We start from the raw sequence: 23,891 nt of genomic DNA on the forward strand, positions 1-23,891 counted from the left end.
AGTTTCGGCACCGCCACGTCGATCGTGCCGACACGGGTGTCAAGGTCGCGGTGGCGATACCCGTTGCGGTGGTTGACCCGCTCGGTGGAGACAACTCCGTATTCGGCGCCGCAGACGGTGTCAGCCTGGGCGGAGAGGATCTGGTTGATAAACCCTTGCAGCATCTGGCGCATCAAATCCGGAGATGCTTGGGCGAGCAGATCATCCAGATAGGCTGTCGGGTCGATAGAATGCGGTGCAGCGGTCATCGTCATAGGCCTTTCGCTGAGATGTGGTAGTTGAGTCGAAAGGTTAACTGGCGGTGGCCGCCCACTACTTTCCGGGGCCCACCATCAGCAAGCGTTACACCACACTAGTGGACGTAACCGTTCCGTAGCCTCCGATGCGGTTAACTCACGCGAAATCTTGAACACATCGGACAAGGAAGTAGCAAACCCCGTAGCGTTAAAGGTTCCGAAAGTCCCAACTTCTGCAGACTCAACTATCCAGCCTGCAAGGTCTTTCACATCAATCATAGCGACGGGAAACGCCGGGTCTGGGACGATCACGTTCTCACCCGTGGGATGCGCGAAGCGCCACGGATAGTAACCACTGCGCCCTGTTTCGTCGCCGTAGCCGGCGATCAGACCGGATCGAACTACCATTACCGACCGATTTGTGCTGCGATAAATCGTTTCGCAAGCAGACTTTGCGGCTGGGTACTGCCCCATGTTCTTCATGTAGTCAATTTCAAGCGGAGCGACTACGGAATCAGACTCAGAAGAAATACTTCCCTGATCCTCATATACGCTGCTCGAGGACACAAATATACGATGCTTGGCCTCGAGTTTCGCCGCCGCATCCCGCGCATGCTTCGGCTGACTCGTCAGATCCACAATGGTGTCCCACGTTTTCCCCGCAACCTCATCGTACGCACCGTCACGGTCACGGTCCGAACTCACAAAGTCAGTTCCGTTGGGAACCTTCCCGTTACCCCTTGCAAGGCAAGTAACTTCATGTCCTCGCTCGACTGCTGCAGTCGCTATGTGTCCTCCAAGGAAACCGGTACCACCGAGCAATAAAAAGTTCATGTCACTAGTTGTGCACGAAACCTTCTCACACGTGAAGTGTCCCAGGTTTTGTTCCGTTTGAGTAGATGGGAAAATCTGGAACATGCCAAGAAAATTTGACCAGGATGCAAAGGACCGTGTGGTCCGTCTCGTGGAAGACCGCATCTTGGCGGAAAATATGTCGATGCAAGCCGCATGCCAGGCAGTAGCTCCAAAGTTGGGGGTTTCATGGCACACGGCTCGTCAATGGACTTAAGCCTGCCCGCCGCGTGGGAAACACCCCAGAACCTGTGCCTGAAGATTTGGCCGCCGAAAACGCGTGGCTACGCCGCGAAAATCACCAGCTTCGAGATACCAACGAGTTGCTGAAGGCCGCGTCAGCTTTTTTCGCCTCACGACCAGGCCCCAAGCCCCGGTTATGATCCGGTTCATCGATAAATACCGGGATTGTTTCTCTGTCGAGTTCATCTGCACTGGCGTTGAAAAATAACCGGGCTGGTGGGTTCATCACCGCGCGTGGTTATCGCCAGTCCAAAGCCCGAGGGCTTAAGCGCTCGTCGCCTTCGTGACGGTTGTGCTGATTGAACGCATTGGTGCCATTCATCGGGATAATGACGGTGTCTACGGTGTGCGGAAGATGTGGCATGCACTTCACCGTGACGGAATCGATATCGGTCGCGAACAAACCGCCCGGCTGATGCGCCTGGCTGGTGTTTCTGGCACAGGCAAAGGCAGATCACCAATCACAACGCGCACACCTCAACGTGTCGGATCTGCGCCCAGACTTGGTCGAGCGTGAATTCAAAGCCCAAGGCCCGAACAAGCTGTGGGTGGCCGACATTACCTACGCGCGCACGAAGAAAGGCTTTGTGTACACCGCATTTGTCACTGACGTTTACTCCCGACGGATCGTCGGATGGGCATTATCGGACTCGATGCGCACTTCAGGCATTACCGCTGCAAGCACTCAACCAAGCGACCCAAGTGTGCGAGGGAAACAACAGGCCTTATTCACCATTCGGATCACGGCTTATAGTACGTCAGCATTGTCTACAACGAGCGCCTTTCCCAACACGGGATCACTGCTTCTACTGGGACTGTCGGTGACTCCTACGACAATGCTCTAGCTGAAAACGTTAACGGCTCCTACAAGAACGAGCTCATCCATACTCGCAGGTGGAATGACGTTATCGAGGTAGAAATCGCCACATTCGAGTGGGTGTCATGGTGGAACGAGGTAAGGCTCCACCAAAGCCTGGGATACCGAACCCCAGCCGAGGCGGAAACCGAATTGTGGAAGAAAAACCCGCAACAGGGAATAATAGAAATCAAGGCAAATGCCTAGGAACAAAACTCGGGACACTTCACTACTATTATTTACAGACTGAAACCTCTATCTGGTACAAGGATCTAGTTCATGACCATTTCCTCACTTCTTACCCTGATGGGGATTTGGCTCGCGGCTTTGGTGTCTCCGGGCCCGGATATCGTGCAGGTCATCCGCGTGGCCCCACGATCCACGCGCGCCGGGCTATTGTGCGCGGTGGGGGTATTTAGCGGGACGGTCTTTTGGATTGTCGCCTCCCTGGCCGGGTTATCGGCGCTAATTACGGCGCGGCCGGGCGTGCTGAGCATCTTGCAATTGCTCGGTGGGCTTTTCTTGCTGTACATGGGCGTATCGTCCCTGCGCAGTGGGTTAGCCGCGCGGCGCGCACCCGCCCGCGAGGTGGACACGGAAGACTATGCGGACCAGGCGCGGGCGGCTGGCGATGCCGACGTCGAAGACATGACCAACTGGCGGGCCTTCAAGCTGGGGCTGGTGACTAACCTGTCGAACCCCAAGGCTCTTGTATTTTTCGGTGCGGTATTCGCCCAATTCATCCGCCCGGATATGTCCGTGGGGTGGACTATCGCGGTGGCGTTAATCCTCGCGGCCATGTCCTTCGCGTGGTTTTCCGCCTTTGCGCTGCTCGTGCGCGCGGCCGCGCGGTGGACGGCGCGGTATTCCGCCGGCATCGATATGGTCTCAGGCCTCGTCTTTGGCCTGCTCGGTGTGGTGATGGCCGGGGAGGGCGCCACCGCGCTGCTGAAGTCACAGTAGTTACCTGTTTCGCTGCAGGTGAGACACTTCCTACAGTTGAATGCGTTAGTAAAAATGCATACGAATGTGGAGGTGTTAGGTGGCTATAGGTGCCCTTGTGACCCTGATGGGCGTATGGTTCGCGGCCATGGCTTCGCCGGGGCCGGATGTAGTGCAGATTATCCGCCTGGGTGCGCGGTCCACCCGCGCGGCGGTGTGGGTGGCCATTGGCAGCACGACAGGCCTTGCCCTCTGGACCATCGCGTCGCTCGCCGGGCTTTCGGCATTGATCTCTACGCATGAGGGCATCCTGGTGCTCCTGCAGGTCCTAGGCGGCAGCTATCTGCTGTGGATGGCCTATAGCGCGATTTCCTCCGGCCTGCGGGAACGGCGCGCACCCGCCACCGTCGTGGGCACGGAAAAGCAGGCACCCCAACCGCGCGGATTCACCCCGGACGGCATCATCAAGGCAAAGACGGCCTACCGCATGGGGTTGGTCTGCGATCTTTCCAACCCCAAGGTGGTCATCTTCTTCGGCGCCATCTTTGCCAATTTCATCGACCCAGGAATGGGCGTGGGCGGAAACGTCGTCGTCGCCGCGGTACTGGTACTGGAAAGCTTGGTGCTCTTCGTCGGCGTCGGCTTGAGCACGCGCGCGGTATCGAAGTGGATGGCCAAGAACTCGGCGTGGGTGGACATCGTCAGTGGCATCGTCTTCCTGCTCCTCGGCGTGGTTATCCTCTTTGAAGGCATCCGCGGGCTTATTGCGATGTAGCCTGAAGTTATGATTTTTACTACCACAAATACCGTCGACGGTTATGAAATCACCAAATACCTGCGCATCATCGCTGGTGAGACTGTTACCGGCATCAATATGCTCAAAGACTTTGGGGCATCGATACGCAATATCACCGGTGGTCGCGCCTCTGGCTATGAAAGCGAAGCCATCAAGGCCCGCGAGGCGGCGCTGGATGAATTGTGGCGCCGCGGCCAGGAATTGGGCGCTGATGGCGTGGTGGGCATCGCCTTCGACTATTCCCCAATGGGCACCAATAATGACATGCTGTTGGTCACCGCCACGGGCACGGCGGTCTCCCTGCGCGCGCGTGACTAAGCCTGTCCACCCCCACCCATAGCCGCGCGGCAACGGGCTCTGGGTAAGCTGGGCGGCATGCTTGAGGTTGCAATTTCTGGCGAGTCCATCAAATTGGGCCAGTTTATTAAACTGGCCAGCTTGGTCGGCACCGGTGGTGAAGCCAAGGAACTTATCGCAGAAGGCGCGGTCACGGTCAACGGTGACACCGAGACCCGCCGCGGCGCCACGCTGCAGATTGGCGATGAGGTGTGCATCGAAGGCACCTGCGCGCGCGTAGGCGAGCCTGACGATGACGATGACTATTTTGATGAAGCCACCGCAGATGATGACTTTGATCCGGAAAAGTGGAGGAATCTATAAATGCCCGCATTTGAAGCCGAAGTAGGCATGCCCTACTGGATCGATCTGACCACCTCGGATCCGCGCAAGTCCGCCCACTTTTATGAGCAGGTCTTGGGCTGGGAAATCTCGGCCGAGACCCAGGAGGACAACCCCTATCAGATGGCGCGCCTGCAAGGCCTTCCCATCGCCGGCCTCATCCCGCAGCCGGAGGAAGCCCCCATGCCGGATACCTGGGTGACCTATTTCCTCTCCAAGGACATCGACGGCGATTGCCAGCGCACGGAGAACCTCGGCGGGCGCATCTTGGCCTCGCCCCAGCCCGTGCAGCTGGGCCACATGGCCCTGCTTGCCGATGCCGCCGGTGGCATGTTCGGCCTCATCCAGCCTTCCGGCCCGGAGCACTTCGTTGCCGGTGGCGAACCCGGCACCCCGGTATGGCACGAGCTGACCGCTACGACGCGATTCCAGCAGGCCATGGACTTTTATGGCGAGCTTTTTAACTGGGAGATTCGCGCCATGGAGTCCGAGGACGAGAATTTCATTTACGCCACCGCGGAAGAAGACGGCGCCCCGTTCGCGGGCCTGTGGAATGCCGAAGGCCAGTTCCCGCCCCAGGTGCCGAGCTTCTGGCAGACCTACCTAGGGGTGCGCGATATCGATGCCGCCGCCGAGAAAGCGGTAGAGCTCGGCGGTGAAATCATCCGTGAACCATGGGATTCCCCCTTTGGCCGCATGTGCTTGCTCGCGGATTCCACCGGGGCCACCATCACCCTGACTGAGGTAGAAGATGCGCCCGAGGATGAACCCACCGAATCCGATGACGTGCTCAACCCCACCAGGGACTAAACGCGGGGAGAGAGGCGTTTATGTCAGACTCCTCTGATTTGGCACAGCGCGTGCTAGCCATCGTGGCCGCTATCCCGCCCGGGAATGTGTCCTCCTACGGGGAGGTGGCAAAACTCGCTGGGTGCGGGGCCCGCAACGTCGGCACCGTCATGAATAGGCATGGAGGTAACGCCGCCTGGTGGCGCGTGGTCCGCGCCAATGGTGCCTCCCACGATCCCGTTCGCGCGGAAGAATACTGGGACCGTGAGGGCATCGAGCATTCCCACGGGCGCGTCGCCATGCATAAGCACGGCATGGACGCGCGGGACCTAGAAGTATTGCTGCAATAGATAGTACAATAAGGGAACTTTTTGCACTTATAGCCTGCGACGATGTAGAACCCCGGCTACGCTATATGCGTTATGAAAAAGCTGGCAATAAGTTCTCTCGTTACCGCACTTTCCTTCGTGACCATTCCTGCTGCCCAAGCGGTCAGCCTTGATCCCCATTCCGTGCCTGATCGTACGCAAATCACCGTTAGGCACGATTCTGGCGCTACCGTCTCTACCGCCAATAGCCACGAGTCCCGCCCGGCGCTGTCCTTGAGCAAGCTCTACCTGGGATATTGGGTGCTCAAGTATGGTTCTGCCGCCGATAAGGCCAAAGTGGAGCATATGATTCGCTACAGTGACGATAACGTGGCCAGCGACTTGGACCGACGTTACCCGCAGGCCATTCCCAGCATCATCCAGGAATTTGGGCTGAGTGAGACTCACTACACCGGCTACTGGGGAACCACGCAGACCTCAACCGAAGATGTCGCGCGGTTTACTGCTGAGATCCAGCACGATCCCATCGCGGCGCCCATTTTCGCGGGAATGGCTACCGCAGCTCCCGTTGCTGCGGATGGGTACCGACAGGATTTCGGCACCGATCACATTCCCGGAGTATGGGGCACCAAATTCGGCTGGTCTGATGATCGCACCATCCACGCCTCCGTATCTACTGGGCATGGGTTTACCGTAGCCGCCAACACGTACGGCGATGCGCAGACCCATACCGCGGATGTCATGCGCGGTGTCAACAATGCCCCAGTCGGCGGATCCAGTGAAGCCATCGGCGCGCGCATTGAAAACGACCTCAACCTGCAAGGACCTGCGCAGCAGGCGCTTCGCGATGCCACCCGCACCGCGGCCGACCTTGAGCGCCAAGCGTGCGCAAACGTTAATCAAGCCCTAGCACAGGTAAGCCAAGTTCGGGTGTGCCAATAAGCGCCGAGGGACTGGTTTTTAGATCAGGTTCCAGACAGTCACGGCCATGATGACAAGTCCCATGCCGAAGACGAAGTAATTCCAGATGTCGTTTTTGAACTGGGAATAGTCATCGACCTTTTTAAACATGTAGACCGGCACCAGATAGACCAAGAATGCCACGAAGATGCCGCCAACCACCGAAATCATGTCCATGATGGAGGGGTTGAAGACGGCGACGAGCGTCGTTGCCACGAATACGATGACATAGATGGTGTTGAGCAGTGCGCGGCGCGAGAGCTTATTGGCCATGCGGGGCACGGCAATGCGCAGTAGATATTCTGTACCTTCCTCGGAACCAAGCATGTGTCCAAAGTAGGAAGAAATGATTGCACACATGGTAATAAGCGGTGCCATATAACCAATGAATGGCGTGCCTGTGACGTTGGCGAAATAAGACAGCACCGGGATGTTTTGATCGACCGCCTCCTTCATCCCGTCCGCGCCAAGTGCGAGAACGCAGGACCAGACGAAGAACATGGTAAATACCACGAGCATTGCAGCGGTATAGAGCTCTACGCGGGAGACGAACTTCTCCGTCTTCTTGCCGTAGGCCGGCTGCACGTCGACGGAGAACTGCGATAGCGCGGCCATGTGGGAAAAGGAAAAGACCAGCACCGGCAGGATAAGCAGGATGCCCTTAAGGATTCCCCAGAGGCCGCCTTCGTATTCAACGTTGAGGAAGCTTTCGAAATCCCACTTGGGGATCAAATAAATGGAGGTTGCCGCCAGGGCGACGATGAGCGGGTAGACCAGCATCTGGGCCAGCCACAGCATGGGGCGGCGGCCGATGGCAAAAAGGCCCGTCATAACGCCCACGCAGGCAATGGACAATATCCACCGATTGATGCTCGGCCCGCCGAGCTGGTTGACGATGAAGCTATCGACCACATTGGTAATGCTGATGCCGTAAATGAGCACCGTCGGCACGATGGCTAGCCAATACAAGACGGCGATGAAAAGGCCACTATTGCGGCCAAGGTAGTAGCGCACCAGCTCCAGGACATCTTTACCGTGTTGTTCTTGTGGCGCGCCGCTGACTATGCGGGCGTAGGTCCGGTGGGAAAAATACACCAACGGGAAGATGAATACGGTGGCAAAGATGAGCGGCCAAAATCCGAAGGCGCCTGCGTTGAGCGGCAAGAAGAGGATGCCGGCACCAACACCGGTGCCAAAAAGCGCGATGACCCAAGAAAGGGTGGAGCCCACCGCCTTTTGCCGGTTGACTTCCTCTGCGGAATTTGTTGGAGCTGCCCCCTTGGTACTTTCCGTGCTGTCATCCGTGCGGGACTCGTGGGTTGGGGCATTCATGAAGGTCCTCAGTCCTTAAAATGGAGGATTAGTGGCAAAAGCGCCTTGTAGAAAGTGTAGCGAAGCCCACTACCAACATGTGCTTTAAACCACATATTTATGCGACTGGGGTGGGTTCCAGAAGGCTTAGGCGTCCAAAGCAACCGCGTTTCACCGAAAATCGGGAGAAATTTTTGCGGAATGCGGTTGTTTTGGACAATTTTGGGAGAACAAGCACGCTGGGCATTAGCGCGTGAAGACTAGCGCGTCCTCCGCAGTGCTATGGCTATAGCTGTCATCGTTGTTGGCGTATTTATTGCCGCGCAGTATGAGCCAGATGCTCAGCGGGTACAAGATGATTGCCACGGAAAGGGCTTGGATGACGGCCGCGGTATCGGAATCGTGCAGGTAATTCCAGCCAAAGTGCAGGAGAAAGGATACCGCGAGGCAGCCGAGAGCCACGCCGATGCGCCACCAGAGCGGCTTGGCCGCAGCGTAGAGAGCCCAGCCGATGCCCCAACCGGCTAGGGCCGTGAGCAAGACGTGCAGGCCAGGGCCAGCGATAAGGCGCAGGCCCCACATCTGTACGAGCCCAACGAAATCGCTATCCGGGTGAGTGGTAGCGCCCATGGAGCCGTAGAGGATGTTTTCATTGGCTTCAAAGCCTAGGCCAACGACGGCGCCGACCATCCACCCGTGCCAGGGGCGGTTGAGCTGGCGGAAGGACATCAGGACGAATAAAACGCCGGCGGCCTTGGAAATCTCTTCGGGATAGGCGCCGCTCCATGACATGAAGGAATCGACCCACCCGGAATTGATGGCGAGCTGCATGACCGGTGTGGAGCTTATAGCCGCCAAGCTAATGGCCATGCCAGAACCCCATAAAAAGGCAAGTGGTGCCCATACGCGCGCCGGGCGCGCCCACATGGGGCTCAGCTGCAATACCGCGATGACAATTGCCACAAGAACCGCTGCGATGAGGATGCTGATAATGCCCATCAGCGGTGAGATCAATAGGGTGATGACCGTCTGGGAGATAAAACCGATAAGTCCCAGGCCGGAGAAAATCCACAGCGCGGTGCGAAAAAGTTTAGACATTTATACCAAGGCCTTTCCAGAAAACTCCGCGATATCAGCAGTGAATTCTTCTGGTAGTTCCTCTTGCCCAAAGGCTTTCCAGATGCGTTCAGTGGTCGTGCGCGTTGCCGCGGAATCTCCGGTGACGGTGACCACCCAGTCCTTATTCTCGTCCGCACCGGTGCCGTTGATGGAGATGGCGGCGGTGGAGGAGGGGGCATCGGCAAGCGCGAGGGCACCATCTTTTCCTTCATAGACCTCGCCCTCGGGAAGGCCTGGAGCCATGCCATAGGCTCGGACCATGCGGCGCAGGGTGTGCTCGTCGTCGTCAGTATCTTCCACGATGACCGCCTGCACGGAGGCGTCACCGCAGGTCCAGCCAACGCTAGCCAGCGAAGTATAGTCGCGCTCGCAGTACAGATCGGACACGGTAATATCCCAGTCCTGGCTGGGATCAGACAGGGTTACCTGCTCCACATCGGCGTGGTGTGGCGGTAGCACCGCGTGGACGATGGCGGGCAAGGCGAGGACCAACGTCACAAAGGCAAGGACAGCGATAAATAGGACGCGCGGCCGGGCTGGTGGAAAGCGGAATTTTTCCATAGTCCATACCTTAACTGGAAGGTTTGGCCTACAGTGGCAACCATGAAAGATCTTTATCAATTAGTCAACGGACCTTGGGTAGAAAATCACGTTGTCCCAGATGACCGCGGTGTGGATGGCACTTTCCACGCCCTGCGCGATGAAGCAGAAGAACTAGTTCATGACATCGTTAAAGACAACGATGGTCGCCCCGGCAAGCTGTATGCATCCTTCATGGATACCGCGGGCGTCAACAATGCCGGCATGGCCCCGCTGGATGCGGACCTTGACCGCCTGAGTGCGGCCGATCCCACGGAATTGGCGCACCGCTTGGGCGAGCTCGAGCGCGAGGGCGTGGGGGCGCCGGCGACGTTCTGGGTGGAAAAAGACTCGGGCTCGGAAGAGGCCGTTGCCTATATCGTGCAATCCGGGCTAGGCCTGCCGGATGAGGCCTACTACCGCGAAGAAGCGCACGCAGAAACGCTGGCCGCCTACGAAAAGCACGTGGCGGAGATGCTGGGCTTTATCGAGCCCACCCGCCTATTTGGCCTCGGCACCGAGGTAGCCGCCGAGCGCATCGTGGGCCTGGAAAAGGAACTGGCGGCGGGTCACTGGGATGTGGTTTCTACCCGCGATGCGGTAAAGACCAATAACCCGTGCGAATTTTCTGAGCTGCCTTCCATCACCCAAGCCTTGCTCGCTGGTGGAAAGCTGCCGGAGCACCGCGTGGTCAATATGATGCCGTCCTACCTGGAGCACCTGGAAAAGCTCTTTACCGCTGACCGCATGGCCGATTGGCAGCTGTGGGCTACCTGGCACATTCTGCGCTCCCGCGCGGCCCTTTTGCCGGAAGAAGTAGGCGCCAAGAACTTCGAGTTCTACGGCACCCGGCTTTCTGGTGCCACCCAGCAGCGCGACCGCTGGAAGCGCGCGGTGGGCCTGGCAGAAAGCCTGGTAGGAGAGGAAATTGGCAAAGAGTTCGTAGACGCGCACTTCCCAGAATCCTCCAAGCGCGAGATGGATGAGCTGGTGGACTACCTCATCGCCGCCTACCGCGAGCGCATTTCCCAGTTGGAGTGGATGACCCCGCAGACCCGCGAGCGCGCCTTAGAAAAGCTTTCCCAGTTCAAGGCCAAGATTGGTTTCCCCGATACCTGGCGTGATTACTCCGGGCTGGAGATTTCTGACCAGGGCGCGGATCTGATTGCCAATGCCCGCGCCGGGTCCGCCTTTTCCCACGACTATGAGCTGGCAAAGATTGGCAAACCCGCCAACCGCGATGAGTGGGTCACCACTCCGCAGACCGTCAATGCTTTCTATAACCCGGTGGTCAATGACATCACCTTCCCGGCCGCCATCCTGCGCCCGCCGTTTTATAACCCTGATGCGGATGCCGCAGAGAACTTCGGCGCCATTGGTTCTGTCATCGGGCACGAAATCGGGCATGGCTTTGATGACCAGGGCTCGCAATTCGATGGCCAGGGCAACCTGAACTCCTGGTGGTCCGATGAAGACCGCGCGGACTTTGAAGCGCTTACGGCAAAGCTGGTGGAGCAATTCGATGGCCAGGTCCCCACGGTGCTGAAGGAGGCTGGCACCGAATCCGCCGGCGTCAACGGCAAATTCACCTTGGGCGAAAACATTGGTGACCTGGGCGGACTGGGCATTTCCGTGGTGGCTTACAAGAACTACTGCGCTGATAAGGGCATTGACCTGCTGGGCCAAGAAGAGGAATTTGTGGTTGACGGCGCCGAGCCGGAATTGGCAGAGCACACCTACAATGGCCTGCAGCGCTTCTTCTTGTCCTGGGCCCGCGTCTGGCGCACGGCCATCCGCCCGGAGATGGCGACCCAGTACCTGGCCATTGACCCGCACTCGCCCGCGGAGTTCCGCTGCAACCTCATCGCCGCGAATATCGCTGAGTTCTACGAGGCCTTCGACGTAGACAAAGACTCCGCAATGTACCTGGCCGCAGAGGACCGGGTGACCATCTGGTAAATCAGTTCTTCCCCGAGACGCCTTGTACGTGCCCTGAGCACGCGTAGGCTCGGGGATATGACTGATGCACACGATAAAGATCCGCACCGGCCGCTAGAGCCCGGCCAAGAATGGCGCATCGGCGGGCAAGACCGCCAGATGAGCGAGGAAGAACAGCTAGAGCAGCTAGTTTCTTATATCGACGCCCATTATGAGACGCCGGATTTCCGCCCGCCCTGGGCCGGCGGTGGTTCGCCGGAGGCAGACCAGTATTGCGCACTGCTGCCAGACCGCATCACCCACGCCGCCATGATGGTTTTGGGCACCGGGGTTAATCACGCGCTTCCAGGCACGGCGTTTACAGACGGCATTACCGTAGAATCAGCCGAGGTCGGCACCATTTTCCGTCCGTCCGAGCCCACCGGCCGGTGGGCGGTATCACTGCATTCCGGTGGCTGGTGGCGCGGCGATGGCAAGGCACTGGAAATGCAGTGGTGCCCCGAGGTCGCCGCCGCCGCGCAGCTTTCCGGCACCACGATCATTGACGTGGATTATCCGCTCGCGCCGAAACATACGGTTAAAGACATGGTTACGGCGGTCGACCGCGCCATTGATTACGCCCGCGAGCAGGGCGCCTCCCACGTCACCACGTGGGGATATTCTTCTGGCGGCGCGTTAGCAGCACTCGCGCCTGCCGATGCCCTCTTGCTCACCTTCCCCGACTTCGGCGCCCTGGCCAACCTGCCGGAGGATTACCGCGTGGGCTATGAACTGCCCACGCAATTCCCTGAGACCTTCGTGCAGACCGCGACCGAGGATGAGATAGCCGATCGCGTCCACATCCCCCAAGCTAAAGAGCGCGACTACGTCTCCACCCACCGCGTGTCCACCCCGGCCGTGGCGCGCCAGCGCGTGCAGGACGCCGCCGATTTTTTGCGCGGTGAGCTGGCGCAATAAAACCGGCTGCGGCTGGCTGCACAGCTAGGGGTGGTCGTTATTGCTCGCCCTCTGGCCGGATCTTCATCTCGGATTCTTTCCACAGTCCAGAACGAGTAACGTCCTCATAATCGATCTCTGCCTTGGCCGGGGTATTGCCCTGTGAATCGGTACGCAATTCGTACTTTTCAATGGCACCCCAGTCGCGGGCCCAATCGTTATTGAGGTAGCTCGGGATTTCGTAGGAGTAGTTCACCGCTTCCGCAGTGGACATAGCACCGCCGCCGGAGAAGGATTGGAAATCCGTCAGGGAGGTCTGCGCCGCCGCATCTGGGAGGATGCGATACTCCGGAATCTCGGTTACGCCGGCGTAGTGGTCAAAGGTGCGCTGGCAAGGGAACTGCAGAGCCACTGACCAGTCCAAGAGTGCGGGTTTTTTCGCAGGGAACTGGTTATTGATGGTGTCTAGTTCCGGCACGCGCGGCGGGGTGAAGGCTAGCCAGTCGTCTTCATCGGTGGAATCATCCTCGGCCACTAGGCGCACGACATTGGCTTCTTCCGGCAATTTATCCATGGGCAGGCGCAGGTTGCGCCACTTGGGGGTGGCGCCGACATCGGAAAGCTCTTCTTCTCCCTTATCGGTGACCTTGCCATTCTCATCAATGGTGCCGTATTCCAAGGTGAGCTCCATGCCCTCTTGTTCCACATCATTGACATCGTGGTGATAAATCTTGCCTGCGGCACTGACAGCCAGAACCGGGGTATTTTCCGTGGTCTCCGGAAGGTGATACCACTTCGTGGTTACCTGGGACAGCGACTCTTGGCTTTCAGTGTAGGAGCCTAGGACTGGCACAGTGGTGTAGTCCAAGTTGAAGGGCAGGTGCATGGTCGATCCATTGACGCCCTGCGTGCCGCGGACACCGCCTTCAGAAGTATCGGTGGTTTCTGAAGCCTTCTTCCCAGCGCGGCGGGTCTCCTGCGAATCAGAAGAATCCCCGCCGGATTCCTTATCCGTACCAGCGGTGGCATCGTCTTGGCTGGTGGAGTCGGAATCTTGGGAGCTATCTCCAATAGCACCCACAGAAGCAGAATCCTGATCCTCAGGCTCGATGGATTCGGGGATATTATTTGGCCCGAATCCGTTGCTGGTTTCATCCTTATCTACCAAGGAATCGCCCAAGTCACCATCTACTGGGGTGAGGAAGGAGTCATTGGTATTGGTTTCTACCAAGGTTTCATTTGCCAGCGAGCAGGTATCACCGCGCAAGGATGCAAGGTTGCCCTTGCCCACTGAGTAGGAATCCGCCTGGGCGACGGTGGATTTGGCAAAAGAAGCCATCGAAAAAGCCACCACAATGGCGCAGGCTACAGCGATGGGCGCGGACATGATGCCGGCCGAGCGCGATACCTTCGCGGCGGCTTCTTGCTTGAATTCTTTTTCCGTGCCTTCCTCTTGGGCCTGCAATTTGCGATGGCTGTGGCGCAAGGATTGCACTACGCCGACCGCGAGAACGACCAAGGAGATGGCGAGCAGGATCGAGTTGGCCTCAACGCCCTTCAACTGCACCGTGCGATCCCACCACGGGATGCCGAAGGAGGATACATACCACCATGCATTCCAACCCGCGAAGGAGATGGCGAGCAAAAAGAGCACCGCGGCGATGCTAAAGGTGCGGGCGCGCGGGGAGCGCAACGCAAACCGGGATAGCACTACGGCAGCCAGCGCAGCGATCACCCCAGCAACACCGGCATAGATACCAAAGTGGTGCGTCCACTTGGTCGGGGTGAACATGAGGAAGAACATCGACAGCGCCACGATGATGAGCAGGCGCTGGGTGGGGCCGACTGCGGCACCAATAACGCGGCGATCCTTGATAAACGCAGCCAGGATGAGCACCAAGCAAAACAGCATGGTGAGTACGGCGAAGCGGCGGGTCAGCGAGCCATCCACGGATTCTTGGAAGAGCGTGGAATAACGGGCGTATTCGGAATACCACGGCAGCGACGGTCCGACCTCCGAGCGCACCCGGGTGGATTCGGCAACGCTGGCCAAGGTTTGATCCCCAAAGGCGGCGACGATGATGGCAGTGCCGGAGGCCAAAAAAGGGGCAACCAGGCTAAGCCAACCGGTAGCGCCGCCGCCCATGGCGGGCACGCGCGCGGCCATGGCACGGAATAGGTGTGGCAGGCTCACGAGGAATACACCGACCGCAAAAAGGCCAGTGGGGCCAGCGGCGAGCGTAATCGTGGCAGCGATGGTGCCCACGGCGGCCGGCAGCAACCGGTGGGTGGCAAGGGCGCGCTCAAAGGATGCCCACGTCACCATCACGCCTAGAGCCACGATTGGCTCTGGGCGGGTGCCGTTGTTATACGGCAGCCAGAAGGCCAGGAACATCAGTGCGGCGGTCCAGTGGCTGACGCGGCGGGCATCGACGATGTCCCCAAAGCGCGGCAGCATTTCCCGCGAGAGAATGAACCAGATAATCAGGCCCGAAATCAGTCCGGGCAGGCGGACGAAGACTGACGCGGCGGAAATCTGCGAAAGTAGTGCGACGAGGTCATAGTACGGTGAGCCAAATGGCGCCTCCGGCACGCCGTACCACCGGTAGTAGTTGGCCATGTAGGTGGCGTTATCGAAGACGCGGCTCATGGAGAAGATGAAGCCATCGTCAGAGGTATTGGCGCCGAAGATATACCAGAAGCCCAAGATTGCGGCGACGACGCCATCAAGGGGGCGAATCTTCTTCCACGTCTCTGGCATGAAGCGCAGCTTTTGCCCATCAAGGCGGTCAATGCGGCACAGGCAGAATAGCGAGATAATCACCATGGCGACGCCGAGCCACATCGCGATGGACTTAATCAGAGAGGGAGAAGAAGTAAACCGCGAGTTGATATCGACGTGGATATTCAGCCCGTCATCGACCAAGCTTTGCACATTGGCATCATCTTTGAGCTCGGTATACACACCGGTGACCTGTGGGCGCAGGTCATCCTCGGTGGTCTTTTTGTGCTTGCCGACGCTGACGGTGGTGCCGTCACCGGTGGCGGAGATGTGCAGCTGGGCGTCATCGGAAAGCTGCGCTACTTCTTTAGCGCTTAAGGTCAGCAGGACCTCATCGAGCGAGACCACAGACAGGCCGTCATCGCCGGAGCGGACAAATAGGCCGCGGTTTGAGGCCTTCTTAGACTCGGGTGGGACGGTGCTGTAGACCATGTTTTGGCCATCGCGGAGCTCATCCACCGCGGACATGGGGATGGTGGCCTCCAGGTTTTCTGGCGCCACGGAGATAAGCGGTGCATTGATAGATTGCAGCGAATCATTCTGCGGCCAATCAAAGGAAGACTGGGTTTGGTTCACTGGCAATAGCGGGGTGGCTATAAAACACAGGAAACCAATTAACCCGGCGATGATCGCGGTCCAGCGCAGCCCTGCAGGGGCTGTGGCGACACTTAGCCCAGAGGGGCGTGCTTCTTTTGATTTCGTTTTAAGGCTATCTGACACGGCGATTAGTGTACGTCAGTCTGGCCCAAGTTCCAGTGTGCACGCCCCGATAACCCCGGGGAAGTGTGGGTAAACTTACTGGGTTCGCACCGCCGTTACGAATGGACCCGTTTGCTCCAGCTCCCAGCCTTCCGCAAAGACCTCGGGGTTGAAGAAGACTGCGCGGTAGCGAATATTTGGCTGATTAGGATAGATATCTTCAGCCAAGTGCACCTTGAATCCATCATCTTTATTGTCGAGGTCACCGCGGAAGATGATGGCATCCGGCCCGCGCCACGGTGCGGAATCGAGGGATTTTTGGAACTCTGCAGGAGTAGAGTCCCACGATTCATCCGCCCATGCTTCAATCTGGTCATTGCGGTGCTTGAATTCCCCGAGGGGATTAGCATAGTGGCTGGTAAAGGCGTTAAAGCCCCAGTATGGGTAGTAGGCCATGAAGGTTTTTTCATCCGTGAGGACTACCGTTTCGTTGGCCGTATAGCCCTGATCCTGGATGAAGTTGTGGATATCCAGATAATAATGAGCGGAATCGCTGGTAAAGCGATCCGCGCGCTCGCCGTAACCATCGGTATCGCTGTAGGCGTAGTCGATGGCATCCTCATTTTCCTCTGGGATCTGCTGGGCATAAAAAACACCCGCCAGCGTCAAAATGAGACCAAAGACGGCGGTCAGACGCTTATTGCCCGCGCTGGAAAAGCTGGCGGGGTATAGCCGGTGGATGCCGACGGTGCGCAATTCCCCTAGGGCGAGAATGCCAGCGGTGGCAAAGAGCAGCACCACGATGACCTCGAGGCGGAAGCTCAGCAGCGTGGTGCCGGCTAGGGTCACCACCATGGATAGGACGATCCACCCATAGATGCCGATGAGGGCAAGGCCGAGCGCGCGTATCTCCGCGTTCTTCAAACGCATGACGATATAAACCAAGCCGACTAGGCAGAGGAATCCGATGATGCTCAAAGACAAGAAGGGTACCGGAATCTGCGTGCCTTCTTCCGGCAGGTAGTGCTGCGCGGTGGTTTGCAGCGGTGCCGTCGAGTGCAGCACGCTCCAGAGATAGGGGGCCCATGCGATCAGCGCGATAGCTATAGAGATAACCGCGATGATGATTAGGCGGACGATGGGGCGCCACGTGCGCTCATAAAACGCGGTAAATACCGCAATGAGGCTCACGACGGTAAGCGCTGCCGCACCAGTAAATAGCGTGTAGAAAGTGGCAGAAATGCCGAGGTATAGCGCCACCGCAAGGGTGGACAAGCGCGATCCCTGGAAAGCCCTAGCGCTCAAGACTGCAATGGCCGGGATGCCCATGGCGATGACGGCAGAGTACGGCTCTTCGGCCGCGATGGTCAGCGTGATGGCGGTGGTGGTAAGCGCAATGGCGGTTCCCACCGGCAGGGATTTTGTGAGGTGCTGCCAGATGGGAACGAGGATGCAGCCTGCTACCGCAATGGAAATCAGCGACCAGGGCTGGTAGACCTCCCAGCCCGGGACGCCGAGCAACGAGCCGAGGCGCCCGCCTAACCAGAACCAGCCCACGGGGTAGAAGGTGGGCATGTCCAGGTAGTTCATATCCGCATAGCCCATTTGATCCACCGAGCGGGTAAGGAACTGGGTGCGGAATGCCTGGTCCACCTGTACGCCATCGAGCCAGAGGCGGGAGGCCGAAAGTGGCAGGCCGATGGATGCGAGGGTTAAAAGGGCCGGTGATAGGTAGGTCACGGCATAAGTTACCCACGTGCGCCACCGCGGCCTAGAGAAAGTCTCCTTGTAATGGTCATAAATCCACCACGCGCTAAACCCACCCGCTAGCGCCAAGGTGATGACAACGCCGACGGTAGATAGCGCGCGGGTGACCATGGAGGTATTAAAGGACGGCAGGGATACCGCCTTGAAGGCATACCAACCAAGGAGGGTGACGATGCCGCCGCCGAGGGCGGCAAAGAAGATACCCAGCAGGGTGGAGCGGTGGGGTAGCGCATCTGCGTGATACGCGGTGGTGCGTTTCTTCTCGCTCACTGGAGCTGCTTGGGAAGGCGTAGCTGGGCTTGTCATGCCCTTTAGTTTCGCATACCTTAATCACTCTTCTGGGATTAGGCGCGGTGTGAGCTGTGGCTTATTAACTAACAAAGCGCGCAGGGCGGAGGGCCTTTTAAGGGCCCTGCGTACCCTGCGCGCTACTCCCTGTGTGCTACCCACTGTGCGCTACTCACTGTGCCCTGCAGTTCGCAGGGCACAGTGGAAACGGTTAGAACGGCAGCTTGCGGAAGATGGGCTGCGGAATGAACTTGAATGCTAGCGAGACGTACTTAAACAGCGGGTGGACGTAGATGGACTGCTTGCCATCCAGCACCGCCTGCACGGTAGCCTTGGCCACGTCAGAGACATTAACGGTCAGCGGGGCATCGCCGGCTTCGGCTGACATCTTGGTGCGAACCTGGCCCGGGCGAACGACGAGCACGTTGGCACCGGAGCCGCGTAGCGCTTCATCCAAGTTGATGTAGAAACCATCCACGCCGGCCTTGGAGGCGCCGTAGACAAAGTTGGAGCGGCGCACGCGCATGCCCGCTACAGAGGACATAGCCACGATGGTGCCGTGACCCTGGTGCTTGAACTTTTCGGCCAACAGCACGCCGAAGGATACGGGCGCGGTGTAGTTAGTCTGGGCAGAAGCCACGGCCTTATCGTGGTTTTGCCACAGCTCTTCCTGGTCCCCCAGGGTGCCAAAGGCCACGATGGCGATATCGACATCGCCGCGCTCCCAGGCCTTCTCGATGACCGCCGGGTGCGAGTCAAAGTCCGTGGCATCAAAGTCCACGACCTCGACATCCGCGCCGCGGGCCTCTAGGTCAGCCTGCGCCTTTTCGATGCGCGGGGACTGGGCGCGGGCAGCCAGGGTGACCTTGGCAGGGCCGCGCTCAAGGAACTCAGCGACGACGCCGAGGCCGATTTCAGAGGTACCGCCCAAAAGCAGGATGTGTTGGGCTTGGCCTACTGCATTAAGCATGGTTTAAAAAGTCTCCTTCATGAGGGTGGTGATGAGTCCAGTGATTAGTGCAGCTCGAGGCGGCGGGACATATCGGAGGCAAAGACCCCGGTGGGGTCGATGTCATTGCGGGTCTTGAGCCAGCCTTCTAGGCCCGGGTACATCTGGTGGAAGTTCTCGGCAGAGGTGCGCGATTCCTTAGCCAAGTACAGGCGGCCGCCAAACTCCATGACGCGGCGATCCAGGTCATCGAGAAGCTCGCCCAAGCCCGGGCGGATGGGGAAGTCAACGCAGACGTTCCAGCCCGGCATCGGGTACGACAGTGGCGCGCGGTTGCCTTCGCCGAAGAGCTTGAATACGTTCAGCGCGGAGTAGTGGCCGGAGCGCTGGATATCGCGAATGATCTCCTTGAACGGCTCCACGGCCTCCGTGGGAACGACGAACTGGTACTGCAGGAAGCCCTTGGAACCATAGCCGCGGTTCCACTCACCAATGAGATCAAGCGGCTGGTAGAACTGCGTCAAGTTCTTTACCTGGTTCTTCGCCGGCGCGCCCATGGTGTAGTAAGCCAAGCCCACAGCAGACAGGCTGAGCTTATTCAGCGTCCAAGACGGGAAGATATCCGGCACTGTCATCAGCTGCGGCGCGTTGAACTTCAGCGGATCCTTCGCCAGCTTGGGGGCCAATTCCTCGAGCTGCGCCAAGGTGGCCAGGGAGCCGCGGGAAATGGTGGAGCGGCCTAGCTTCGGCTCTGGGGAGATGACATCGAACCATGCAGAGGAGTAGGTGTAATTGTGCTCCGAACCATCCGAGTGGAAGGCAATGGTTTCTTCCAGGTTATCGGTGCGATCCGTATCCGCGATGAAGTAGGCGGTTTCCGTCTTGGTCATGCGGATGGTAGCGCGCAGGATGATGCCGGTAAGGCCCATGCCGCCGATGGTGGCCCAGAAGAGGTCACCGCTCGGGTCATCCTCGCTGCCTTCTGGGGTGAGGTGGAGAACGCGGCCATCAGCAACCAGCAGCTCGATGGAGACCACATGGTTGCCAAAGGAACCGGCGGAGTGGTGGTTCTTGCCGTGGATATCGGGGCCGATGGCGCCGCCGATGGTGACCTGGCGGGTGCCCGGCAGGACCGGAACCCACAGGCCATAGGGCAGCGCGGCCTTCATGAGTTGGTCAAGGGTGACGCCACCATCGACATCAACAAGCGCGGACTCCGGGTCAATGGAGTGGATCTTGTTCAGCTTTTGCATGTCGATGACCAGGCCGCCGCCATTTTGGGCGGGGTCACCATAGGAGCGTCCCATGCCGCGCGCGATGACGCCGCGGCGCAGGTGGGCGGGCTTGTCCGAGTTATCGTCCGCGACCTGTGCCACTGCATTCTTGATGACGTCCACGTCTTCCGTGGACAGCACATGGGCGGTCGTGGGGGCGGTGCGGCCCCAGCCGTGCAGGGACTTTTCGGTGGTATGTAGTTCCATCTCTTACTCTTTGCTCGACGGATTGTATCGATGTACCAGCCTACCTAGCTCATAGTGCGGTGGCTGGAGTGACGTTCGTGATATTTAAAACATCGTGGGCACACAGACTGCCCCGAATGCGGCGCTTTAGAGATCCATGATCTCGCGGATTTCTTCCGGTAGCCCTGCTAGGGACTCAATCGTGGGCCCTTCGTAGGTTCCTAAAATCTCGTACACCCGGCGCCGCGAAGTGGAATCCAAAATCGGCATTTCCTCTGCTAAAAGGCGCGTCATAAAGGGGCTGAGCGGCAGATTGGTGTGCTCTGTTGCTTCAAAGTGCCCGTGGCGCTTATCGTCCTCGGCCCGCTCATCCTGAGCGGCTTGCTGGGCGGGGGTCATATGCTCTGTCTTTTCCGAGTACATGCGCAATAGCTTACCGCCGCTTAGAGTGGTCGCTATGACAAACAACCGCGAAGCAGCAGAAGAATCCCGCGATAATTACGCCCTCGATGACACCTTGGCTGGGCGCATCACCCAAGCGGCCGCCCAAGGTATTGTCACCTCTTACCCGGACTGGATTAAATCCAAAAAGGGACTTATTACCGCCTACGTTTTGTCCACGATTGGTTTTGGCGCATTGGTGGCCTATACCAATGCCCAGGCCGAAGAGGACGGCGATGAACCACGCTCCCCGCAGGAATTTGCGGATAAGGGTCTTAAGCTCTGGGCCATTTTGGCAGCGGTGCTTATCCTAGTGGGCCTTGCTCTATGGGCCGATGTAGCCGTGTCCCGCAAGGTGGTGTCTTTCCTGCGGAAGCGCGGTGTCAAGCGCCCGTGGACGCTGTTGGGAGCAATCGGAGCGGCAACTACATTTATCATCAGTGGGATGGAAGCGCGAGATATAGAAAAACTGGCTTCTTAAAATTTGCGTATGGTGGGGCCCATGAATGCAGGGGTCACCGATATTTCACAGGCACGGGCTCGTCGTGCCGACCCGCTGCTGTCATTAAAGCGGGAACCGCTCACCGTCATCTGCCAAGCCTCCAATATCCGTGCGGATGGGGAAGTCCACCGCCAAATTGGTTTTAGCGATGCGCTTACCTTGCATGAGCTGCAGAAAGTACTGCACATCTGTTTCGGTCTGCCAGATGAAAACTCCCCGTGGCATTTTTACGAGCACAGTGATGCCCGCGGCCCGCGCCTTGACCCAGAGCGCCAGGCATCCGAATTCCTCTGGCGCGAGGGCGACCAGATCGATTTTGTCTGGGGCCTCTGGGACTTTGAGCTGGTGGTCGCGGAAATCTATCCCCGCGATAATGGCACCCCCAACGCACTGTGCGTGGGTGGCTCGGGTAATCTCTTTGCGCCCTTTGAACTTACTGCGGTGAACCGGGAATTGACCGGTGAAAAGATCACCGATGAAGTCCTGGCCAAGGTTAAACCACAGGTAAGGGCGCTCATCGAACGCACTAAGCTCTATGACTTTGTTCCCCTCTTACAAGCCATGGACTTAAACCGCGGAAGTGATCTACCGGCGGCCACCGCCGAGGCACTGGCCAGCCTGCCGCGCGAGGTCACCAATGAGGGCAAAGATGCTTTTTGGTCCATGGCCTTGGCTATATCCTGCATGGGCGGTGAGGAGCTGACCGATTCCGTGGTGGAAACCACCATGGATGCCTTGGGCTGGGTCAATGATGATGGCAATACCTTGAAAGGCGCGGAGATTCGCGCGCTGTGCGATGCCTCCTTGGACCAGCTATCCCAGATTGGTGCCTACGGTAAGGACGCCGCCGCGCCGGTGTACCGCCTAGACATGTACCGCGCGCTGCTGCGCGGGTAAGCTAACTGCCTGTGACTAATCCACTTGAAGATGCTGCAGAAGTAAAGCGCCCCTCCAGCTCTTTGAAGCAGCAGTTGGTGCGATTTATTGCGGTAGGCGTCTTTGCCGCCGTCATTGATTATGGGCTGACGCTGTTATTGACCCATTTAGGTCTGCACCGCTCTGGGGCGAAGGCGATTGGTTGGGTCTTTGGCACCATCGCTGCCTATCTGGCCAATGCGCGCTGGACCTTTGGCACGAAGGTGTCCGGCCGCACGGCCGTGACCGTGGGCGTGTTATACGTATCCACCTTTGCCGTGCAGAATTTCTTGTACTGGGTACTCAATGAGCCGCTGATTTCCTTAGGCTTTGAAGGCGCGGTGAAAGACACCATCGCCTTCGTCATTGCCCAGGGCGTGGCGACGGTGACCAACTTTGCCATCCAGCGTGTCTTTATCTTTAAAGAAAAGTAGGCCTGCGGCGCCTTAGGAGCGATTTCCGGGGCGGCGGAAATCCTCGCGGCGCCCGCGGTTGTGCAGCTTGAGCCACTCCAGGAATCCAGCCGGATCGTGGCGTTGGACCAAGAAGAACCAGCCAAAGCGGGCAAATTCCTGGGGCAAAAGCTTGCGCATGCCGCGTTGCCACAGCAGGTAGCCACGGTTGCGGTAGGTGAAATAGCGCTTGAACTCGCCCTCCGGGTACTGGGTATGCATCTTTCCGCCCAAGATGGGCTTGAATTCATCCGAGCCATCCGGGTGCAGGTAGCTGGTGGTCAAAGCTGTGCCGAAGGACAGCCCGGAGTTGACCAGGCGGCGGTGGTATTCCACCTCATCGCCGCGGATGAAAAGGCGATAATCCGGCACGCCGATGGTCTGCATCGCCGCGGCGGAAATCAGGGCGCCATTAAACAGGGAGGCGATCCCGGGCAAGAAGTCTCCTTCCAGCTCCTCCATGCGGCGGCGCCACACCAGCCCTTGGCGCAGCGGGAAGGCCAAGCGGCCGGGATCGTCGATATTGCACACGGCAGGTGAGACCTCGTGCAGGTTATTATTTCCTGCCACGCGGTAGAGCTCTTCTAATACGCCGTAATCGGCGGGGCGGCCATCATCATCGGCGCACCACACGGCATCGGCGCCGAGTGATAGCGCGGTAAGGAAACCGAGGGCGAAACCGCCCGCACCACCCAGGTTGGTCTTGGACGGCACGTAGACCGCGCGATCGCCTGCCAGGGATTCCACCGCGTCACGGACCGCATCCTCGGCGCCATTATCCACCACGATAACCCACTGCACGGGGTGGGTTTGGTTGACTACCTTTTCGAGCGAGGCGCGCAGCAATTCCGCGCGCTGGTGGGTGACAATGACGGCAGCGGTGGTACCGGTGGAATCAAGGGTGGCAGTCATGCGTTCCATCTTGCCACCGGGGAATGGATCTGCCGCGGATAAACACTCGGGCCCGACCCCCGGACAGTGGACACATCGGGGGCTAGCTATGCTGCTGTGGTCAGTATAGCCGAAGTCTCGGTTTCAAAGACATCAGGCGCTACGAGATTGCACCAGGAGT

The 23,891-nt window shown here is 58.6% G+C and carries 26 protein-coding genes and 1 pseudogene; 16 read left to right on the plus strand and 11 right to left on the minus strand.

Going from position 1 to position 23,891, the window contains the following annotated elements; translation table 11 throughout:
- Both QP891_RS10665 and QP891_RS10670 read right to left on the minus strand, forming a co-directional pair.
- A partial coding sequence (locus QP891_RS10665) for a transposase (protein ID WP_284817065.1) occupies nucleotides 1-248 on the minus strand: 248 nt, incomplete at its 3' end.
- 84 nt (nucleotides 249-332) lie between these two features.
- Nucleotides 333-1,154, minus strand: a complete 822-nt coding sequence (locus tag QP891_RS10670) for an NAD-dependent epimerase/dehydratase family protein (protein ID WP_284796888.1) — start codon at nucleotides 1,152-1,154, stop codon at nucleotides 333-335.
- On the opposite strand from QP891_RS10670, the pseudogene QP891_RS11885 reads away from it, so the two are divergent.
- The 11 genes and pseudogenes from QP891_RS11885 to QP891_RS10705 all read left to right on the plus strand — a co-directional run bounded on the left by QP891_RS11885 (nucleotide 1,107) and on the right by QP891_RS10705 (nucleotide 6,663).
- Nucleotides 1,107-1,305 (plus strand): annotated as a pseudogene (locus tag QP891_RS11885) (hypothetical protein). The gene QP891_RS10670 and the pseudogene QP891_RS11885 sit on opposite strands and share 48 nt — an antisense overlap.
- A 381-nt stretch (nucleotides 1,306-1,686) precedes the next feature.
- Nucleotides 1,687-1,848 carry a hypothetical protein gene (locus QP891_RS11890; RefSeq protein WP_350309208.1) on the plus strand — a complete coding sequence of 54 codons (162 nt, stop codon included), beginning with the start codon at nucleotides 1,687-1,689 and terminating at the stop codon, nucleotides 1,846-1,848.
- A gap of 70 nt (nucleotides 1,849-1,918) precedes the next feature.
- Nucleotides 1,919-2,176, plus strand: a complete 258-nt coding sequence (locus QP891_RS11895) for a hypothetical protein (protein ID WP_350338575.1) — start codon at nucleotides 1,919-1,921, stop codon at nucleotides 2,174-2,176.
- Complete coding sequence (locus QP891_RS11900; RefSeq protein WP_350338576.1) at nucleotides 2,128-2,394, plus strand: integrase core domain-containing protein; 267 nt, start codon at nucleotides 2,128-2,130, stop codon at nucleotides 2,392-2,394. The genes QP891_RS11895 and QP891_RS11900 overlap by 49 nt, the downstream gene beginning before the upstream one ends.
- 72 nt (nucleotides 2,395-2,466) lie before the next feature.
- Nucleotides 2,467-3,150, plus strand: a complete 684-nt coding sequence (locus QP891_RS10675) for a LysE family translocator (protein ID WP_005276246.1) — start codon at nucleotides 2,467-2,469, stop codon at nucleotides 3,148-3,150.
- Between the two features lie 106 nt (nucleotides 3,151-3,256).
- Nucleotides 3,257-3,904, plus strand: a complete 648-nt coding sequence (locus QP891_RS10680) for a LysE family translocator (protein WP_005276251.1) — start codon at nucleotides 3,257-3,259, stop codon at nucleotides 3,902-3,904.
- Nucleotides 3,905-3,913: 9 nt separating this feature from the next.
- Nucleotides 3,914-4,243 carry a YbjQ family protein gene (locus QP891_RS10685; RefSeq protein ID WP_005276253.1) on the plus strand — a complete coding sequence of 110 codons (330 nt, stop codon included), beginning with the start codon at nucleotides 3,914-3,916 and terminating at the stop codon, nucleotides 4,241-4,243.
- Between the two features lie 57 nt (nucleotides 4,244-4,300).
- Nucleotides 4,301-4,585, plus strand: coding sequence for an RNA-binding S4 domain-containing protein (locus QP891_RS10690; protein WP_023016489.1), 285 nt, complete (start codon nucleotides 4,301-4,303; stop codon nucleotides 4,583-4,585).
- Nucleotides 4,586-5,413 (plus strand): VOC family protein, encoded by an 828-nt coding sequence (locus QP891_RS10695; RefSeq protein ID WP_284771123.1) that lies wholly within the window; start codon nucleotides 4,586-4,588, stop codon nucleotides 5,411-5,413. It abuts the gene before it with no gap.
- A 20-nt stretch (nucleotides 5,414-5,433) separates the two neighbouring features.
- Nucleotides 5,434-5,742: an MGMT family protein gene (locus QP891_RS10700; RefSeq protein WP_284771122.1), complete on the plus strand. Its 309-nt coding sequence runs from the start codon at nucleotides 5,434-5,436 to the stop codon at nucleotides 5,740-5,742.
- A 72-nt stretch (nucleotides 5,743-5,814) separates the two neighbouring features.
- Nucleotides 5,815-6,663 (plus strand): hypothetical protein, encoded by an 849-nt coding sequence (locus QP891_RS10705; RefSeq protein WP_284771121.1) that lies wholly within the window; start codon nucleotides 5,815-5,817, stop codon nucleotides 6,661-6,663.
- An 18-nt stretch (nucleotides 6,664-6,681) separates the two neighbouring features.
- Here the strand turns inward: QP891_RS10705 and QP891_RS10710 are convergent, their stop codons facing one another.
- From QP891_RS10710 to QP891_RS10720, 3 genes are all read right to left on the minus strand, one after another.
- Nucleotides 6,682-8,013, minus strand: coding sequence for an SLC5/6 family protein (locus tag QP891_RS10710; protein WP_284771120.1), 1,332 nt, complete (start codon nucleotides 8,011-8,013; stop codon nucleotides 6,682-6,684).
- A 225-nt stretch (nucleotides 8,014-8,238) separates the two neighbouring features.
- Nucleotides 8,239-9,090 carry a PrsW family intramembrane metalloprotease gene (locus QP891_RS10715; RefSeq protein WP_284771119.1) on the minus strand — a complete coding sequence of 284 codons (852 nt, stop codon included), beginning with the start codon at nucleotides 9,088-9,090 and terminating at the stop codon, nucleotides 8,239-8,241.
- The gene (locus QP891_RS10720) at nucleotides 9,091-9,672 is read right to left on the minus strand and encodes a hypothetical protein (protein WP_284771118.1); all 582 of its coding nucleotides are present in this window, start codon (nucleotides 9,670-9,672) and stop codon (nucleotides 9,091-9,093) included.
- A gap of 42 nt (nucleotides 9,673-9,714) precedes the next feature.
- Between QP891_RS10720 and QP891_RS10725 the strand changes: the two genes are divergently transcribed.
- Nucleotides 9,715-11,649, plus strand: a complete 1,935-nt coding sequence (locus QP891_RS10725) for a M13 family metallopeptidase (RefSeq protein ID WP_284817066.1) — start codon at nucleotides 9,715-9,717, stop codon at nucleotides 11,647-11,649.
- Between the two features lie 57 nt (nucleotides 11,650-11,706).
- A complete protein-coding gene (locus tag QP891_RS10730; RefSeq protein ID WP_284771116.1) occupies nucleotides 11,707-12,585 on the plus strand; it encodes an alpha/beta hydrolase in 879 nt (292 codons plus the stop codon).
- Nucleotides 12,586-12,622: 37 nt separating this feature from the next.
- Here the strand turns inward: QP891_RS10730 and QP891_RS10735 are convergent, their stop codons facing one another.
- The 5 genes from QP891_RS10735 to QP891_RS10755 all read right to left on the minus strand — a co-directional run bounded on the left by QP891_RS10735 (nucleotide 12,623) and on the right by QP891_RS10755 (nucleotide 20,932).
- Nucleotides 12,623-16,066 (minus strand): arabinosyltransferase domain-containing protein, encoded by a 3,444-nt coding sequence (locus QP891_RS10735; RefSeq protein WP_284771115.1) that lies wholly within the window; start codon nucleotides 16,064-16,066, stop codon nucleotides 12,623-12,625.
- A gap of 75 nt (nucleotides 16,067-16,141) precedes the next feature.
- Nucleotides 16,142-18,118 carry a galactan 5-O-arabinofuranosyltransferase gene (locus QP891_RS10740; protein ID WP_284771114.1) on the minus strand — a complete coding sequence of 659 codons (1,977 nt, stop codon included), beginning with the start codon at nucleotides 18,116-18,118 and terminating at the stop codon, nucleotides 16,142-16,144.
- A 193-nt stretch (nucleotides 18,119-18,311) separates the two neighbouring features.
- Complete coding sequence (gene dprE2, locus QP891_RS10745; protein ID WP_284771113.1) at nucleotides 18,312-19,070, minus strand: decaprenylphospho-beta-D-erythro-pentofuranosid-2-ulose 2-reductase; 759 nt, start codon at nucleotides 19,068-19,070, stop codon at nucleotides 18,312-18,314.
- A gap of 44 nt (nucleotides 19,071-19,114) precedes the next feature.
- Nucleotides 19,115-20,530 carry a decaprenylphosphoryl-beta-D-ribose oxidase gene (dprE1, locus tag QP891_RS10750; protein WP_239269651.1) on the minus strand — a complete coding sequence of 472 codons (1,416 nt, stop codon included), beginning with the start codon at nucleotides 20,528-20,530 and terminating at the stop codon, nucleotides 19,115-19,117.
- 126 nt (nucleotides 20,531-20,656) lie between these two features.
- Nucleotides 20,657-20,932 (minus strand): hypothetical protein, encoded by a 276-nt coding sequence (locus QP891_RS10755; RefSeq protein WP_284771112.1) that lies wholly within the window; start codon nucleotides 20,930-20,932, stop codon nucleotides 20,657-20,659.
- Nucleotides 20,933-20,966: 34 nt separating this feature from the next.
- Between QP891_RS10755 and QP891_RS10760 the strand changes: the two genes are divergently transcribed.
- Genes QP891_RS10760 through QP891_RS10770 form a run of 3 tightly spaced genes read left to right on the plus strand, consistent with a single transcriptional unit; the run spans nucleotide 20,967 to nucleotide 22,801 of the window.
- Nucleotides 20,967-21,431, plus strand: coding sequence for a hypothetical protein (locus QP891_RS10760; protein WP_284771111.1), 465 nt, complete (start codon nucleotides 20,967-20,969; stop codon nucleotides 21,429-21,431).
- A 9-nt stretch (nucleotides 21,432-21,440) separates the two neighbouring features.
- On the plus strand, nucleotides 21,441-22,349 hold the full coding sequence (locus QP891_RS10765) for a plasmid pRiA4b ORF-3 family protein (RefSeq protein WP_284771110.1): 909 nt from the start codon (nucleotides 21,441-21,443) through the stop codon (nucleotides 22,347-22,349).
- Between the two features lie 11 nt (nucleotides 22,350-22,360).
- Nucleotides 22,361-22,801: a GtrA family protein gene (locus tag QP891_RS10770; protein ID WP_284771109.1), complete on the plus strand. Its 441-nt coding sequence runs from the start codon at nucleotides 22,361-22,363 to the stop codon at nucleotides 22,799-22,801.
- Nucleotides 22,802-22,813: 12 nt separating this feature from the next.
- On the opposite strand, the gene glfT1 is transcribed toward QP891_RS10770, so the two are convergent.
- On the minus strand, nucleotides 22,814-23,740 hold the full coding sequence (gene glfT1 / locus QP891_RS10775; protein ID WP_284771108.1) for a galactofuranosyltransferase GlfT1: 927 nt from the start codon (nucleotides 23,738-23,740) through the stop codon (nucleotides 22,814-22,816).
- Between the last annotated feature and the right edge of the window lie 151 nt (nucleotides 23,741-23,891).

The sequence above is a fragment of the Corynebacterium sp. MSK310 genome (assembly GCF_030227355.1).
GTDB lineage: Bacteria > Actinomycetota > Actinomycetes > Mycobacteriales > Mycobacteriaceae > Corynebacterium > Corynebacterium rhinophilum.

Bases quoted from the DNA above. Each gene is read 5' to 3' on its own strand.
- QP891_RS10765 (WP_284771110.1), top strand. From the start codon at position 21,441: ATGGTGGGGCCCATGAATGCAGGGGTCACCGATATTTCACAGGCACGG.
- QP891_RS10715 (WP_284771119.1), bottom strand. From the start codon at position 9,090: ATGTCTAAACTTTTTCGCACCGCGCTGTGGATTTTCTCCGGCCTGGGA.
- QP891_RS10670 (WP_284796888.1), bottom strand. From the start codon at position 1,154: ATGTTCCAGATTTTCCCATCTACTCAAACGGAACAAAACCTGGGACAC.
- QP891_RS10710 (WP_284771120.1), bottom strand. From the start codon at position 8,013: ATGAATGCCCCAACCCACGAGTCCCGCACGGATGACAGCACGGAAAGT.
- QP891_RS10760 (WP_284771111.1), top strand. From the start codon at position 20,967: ATGACAAACAACCGCGAAGCAGCAGAAGAATCCCGCGATAATTACGCC.
- QP891_RS10740 (WP_284771114.1), bottom strand. From the start codon at position 18,118: ATGACAAGCCCAGCTACGCCTTCCCAAGCAGCTCCAGTGAGCGAGAAG.
- QP891_RS10695 (WP_284771123.1), top strand. From the start codon at position 4,586: ATGCCCGCATTTGAAGCCGAAGTAGGCATGCCCTACTGGATCGATCTG.
- QP891_RS10725 (WP_284817066.1), top strand. From the start codon at position 9,715: ATGAAAGATCTTTATCAATTAGTCAACGGACCTTGGGTAGAAAATCAC.
- QP891_RS10700 (WP_284771122.1), top strand. From the start codon at position 5,434: ATGTCAGACTCCTCTGATTTGGCACAGCGCGTGCTAGCCATCGTGGCC.
- dprE1 (WP_239269651.1), bottom strand. From the start codon at position 20,530: ATGGAACTACATACCACCGAAAAGTCCCTGCACGGCTGGGGCCGCACC.
- QP891_RS10755 (WP_284771112.1), bottom strand. From the start codon at position 20,932: ATGTACTCGGAAAAGACAGAGCATATGACCCCCGCCCAGCAAGCCGCT.
- QP891_RS11890 (WP_350309208.1), top strand. From the start codon at position 1,687: ATGTGGCATGCACTTCACCGTGACGGAATCGATATCGGTCGCGAACAA.
- QP891_RS10675 (WP_005276246.1), top strand. From the start codon at position 2,467: ATGACCATTTCCTCACTTCTTACCCTGATGGGGATTTGGCTCGCGGCT.
- QP891_RS10685 (WP_005276253.1), top strand. From the start codon at position 3,914: ATGATTTTTACTACCACAAATACCGTCGACGGTTATGAAATCACCAAA.
- QP891_RS10705 (WP_284771121.1), top strand. From the start codon at position 5,815: ATGAAAAAGCTGGCAATAAGTTCTCTCGTTACCGCACTTTCCTTCGTG.
- QP891_RS10680 (WP_005276251.1), top strand. From the start codon at position 3,257: ATGGGCGTATGGTTCGCGGCCATGGCTTCGCCGGGGCCGGATGTAGTG.
- glfT1 (WP_284771108.1), bottom strand. From the start codon at position 23,740: ATGGAACGCATGACTGCCACCCTTGATTCCACCGGTACCACCGCTGCC.
- QP891_RS10720 (WP_284771118.1), bottom strand. From the start codon at position 9,672: ATGGAAAAATTCCGCTTTCCACCAGCCCGGCCGCGCGTCCTATTTATC.
- QP891_RS10730 (WP_284771116.1), top strand. From the start codon at position 11,707: ATGACTGATGCACACGATAAAGATCCGCACCGGCCGCTAGAGCCCGGC.
- dprE2 (WP_284771113.1), bottom strand. From the start codon at position 19,070: ATGCTTAATGCAGTAGGCCAAGCCCAACACATCCTGCTTTTGGGCGGT.
- QP891_RS10690 (WP_023016489.1), top strand. From the start codon at position 4,301: ATGCTTGAGGTTGCAATTTCTGGCGAGTCCATCAAATTGGGCCAGTTT.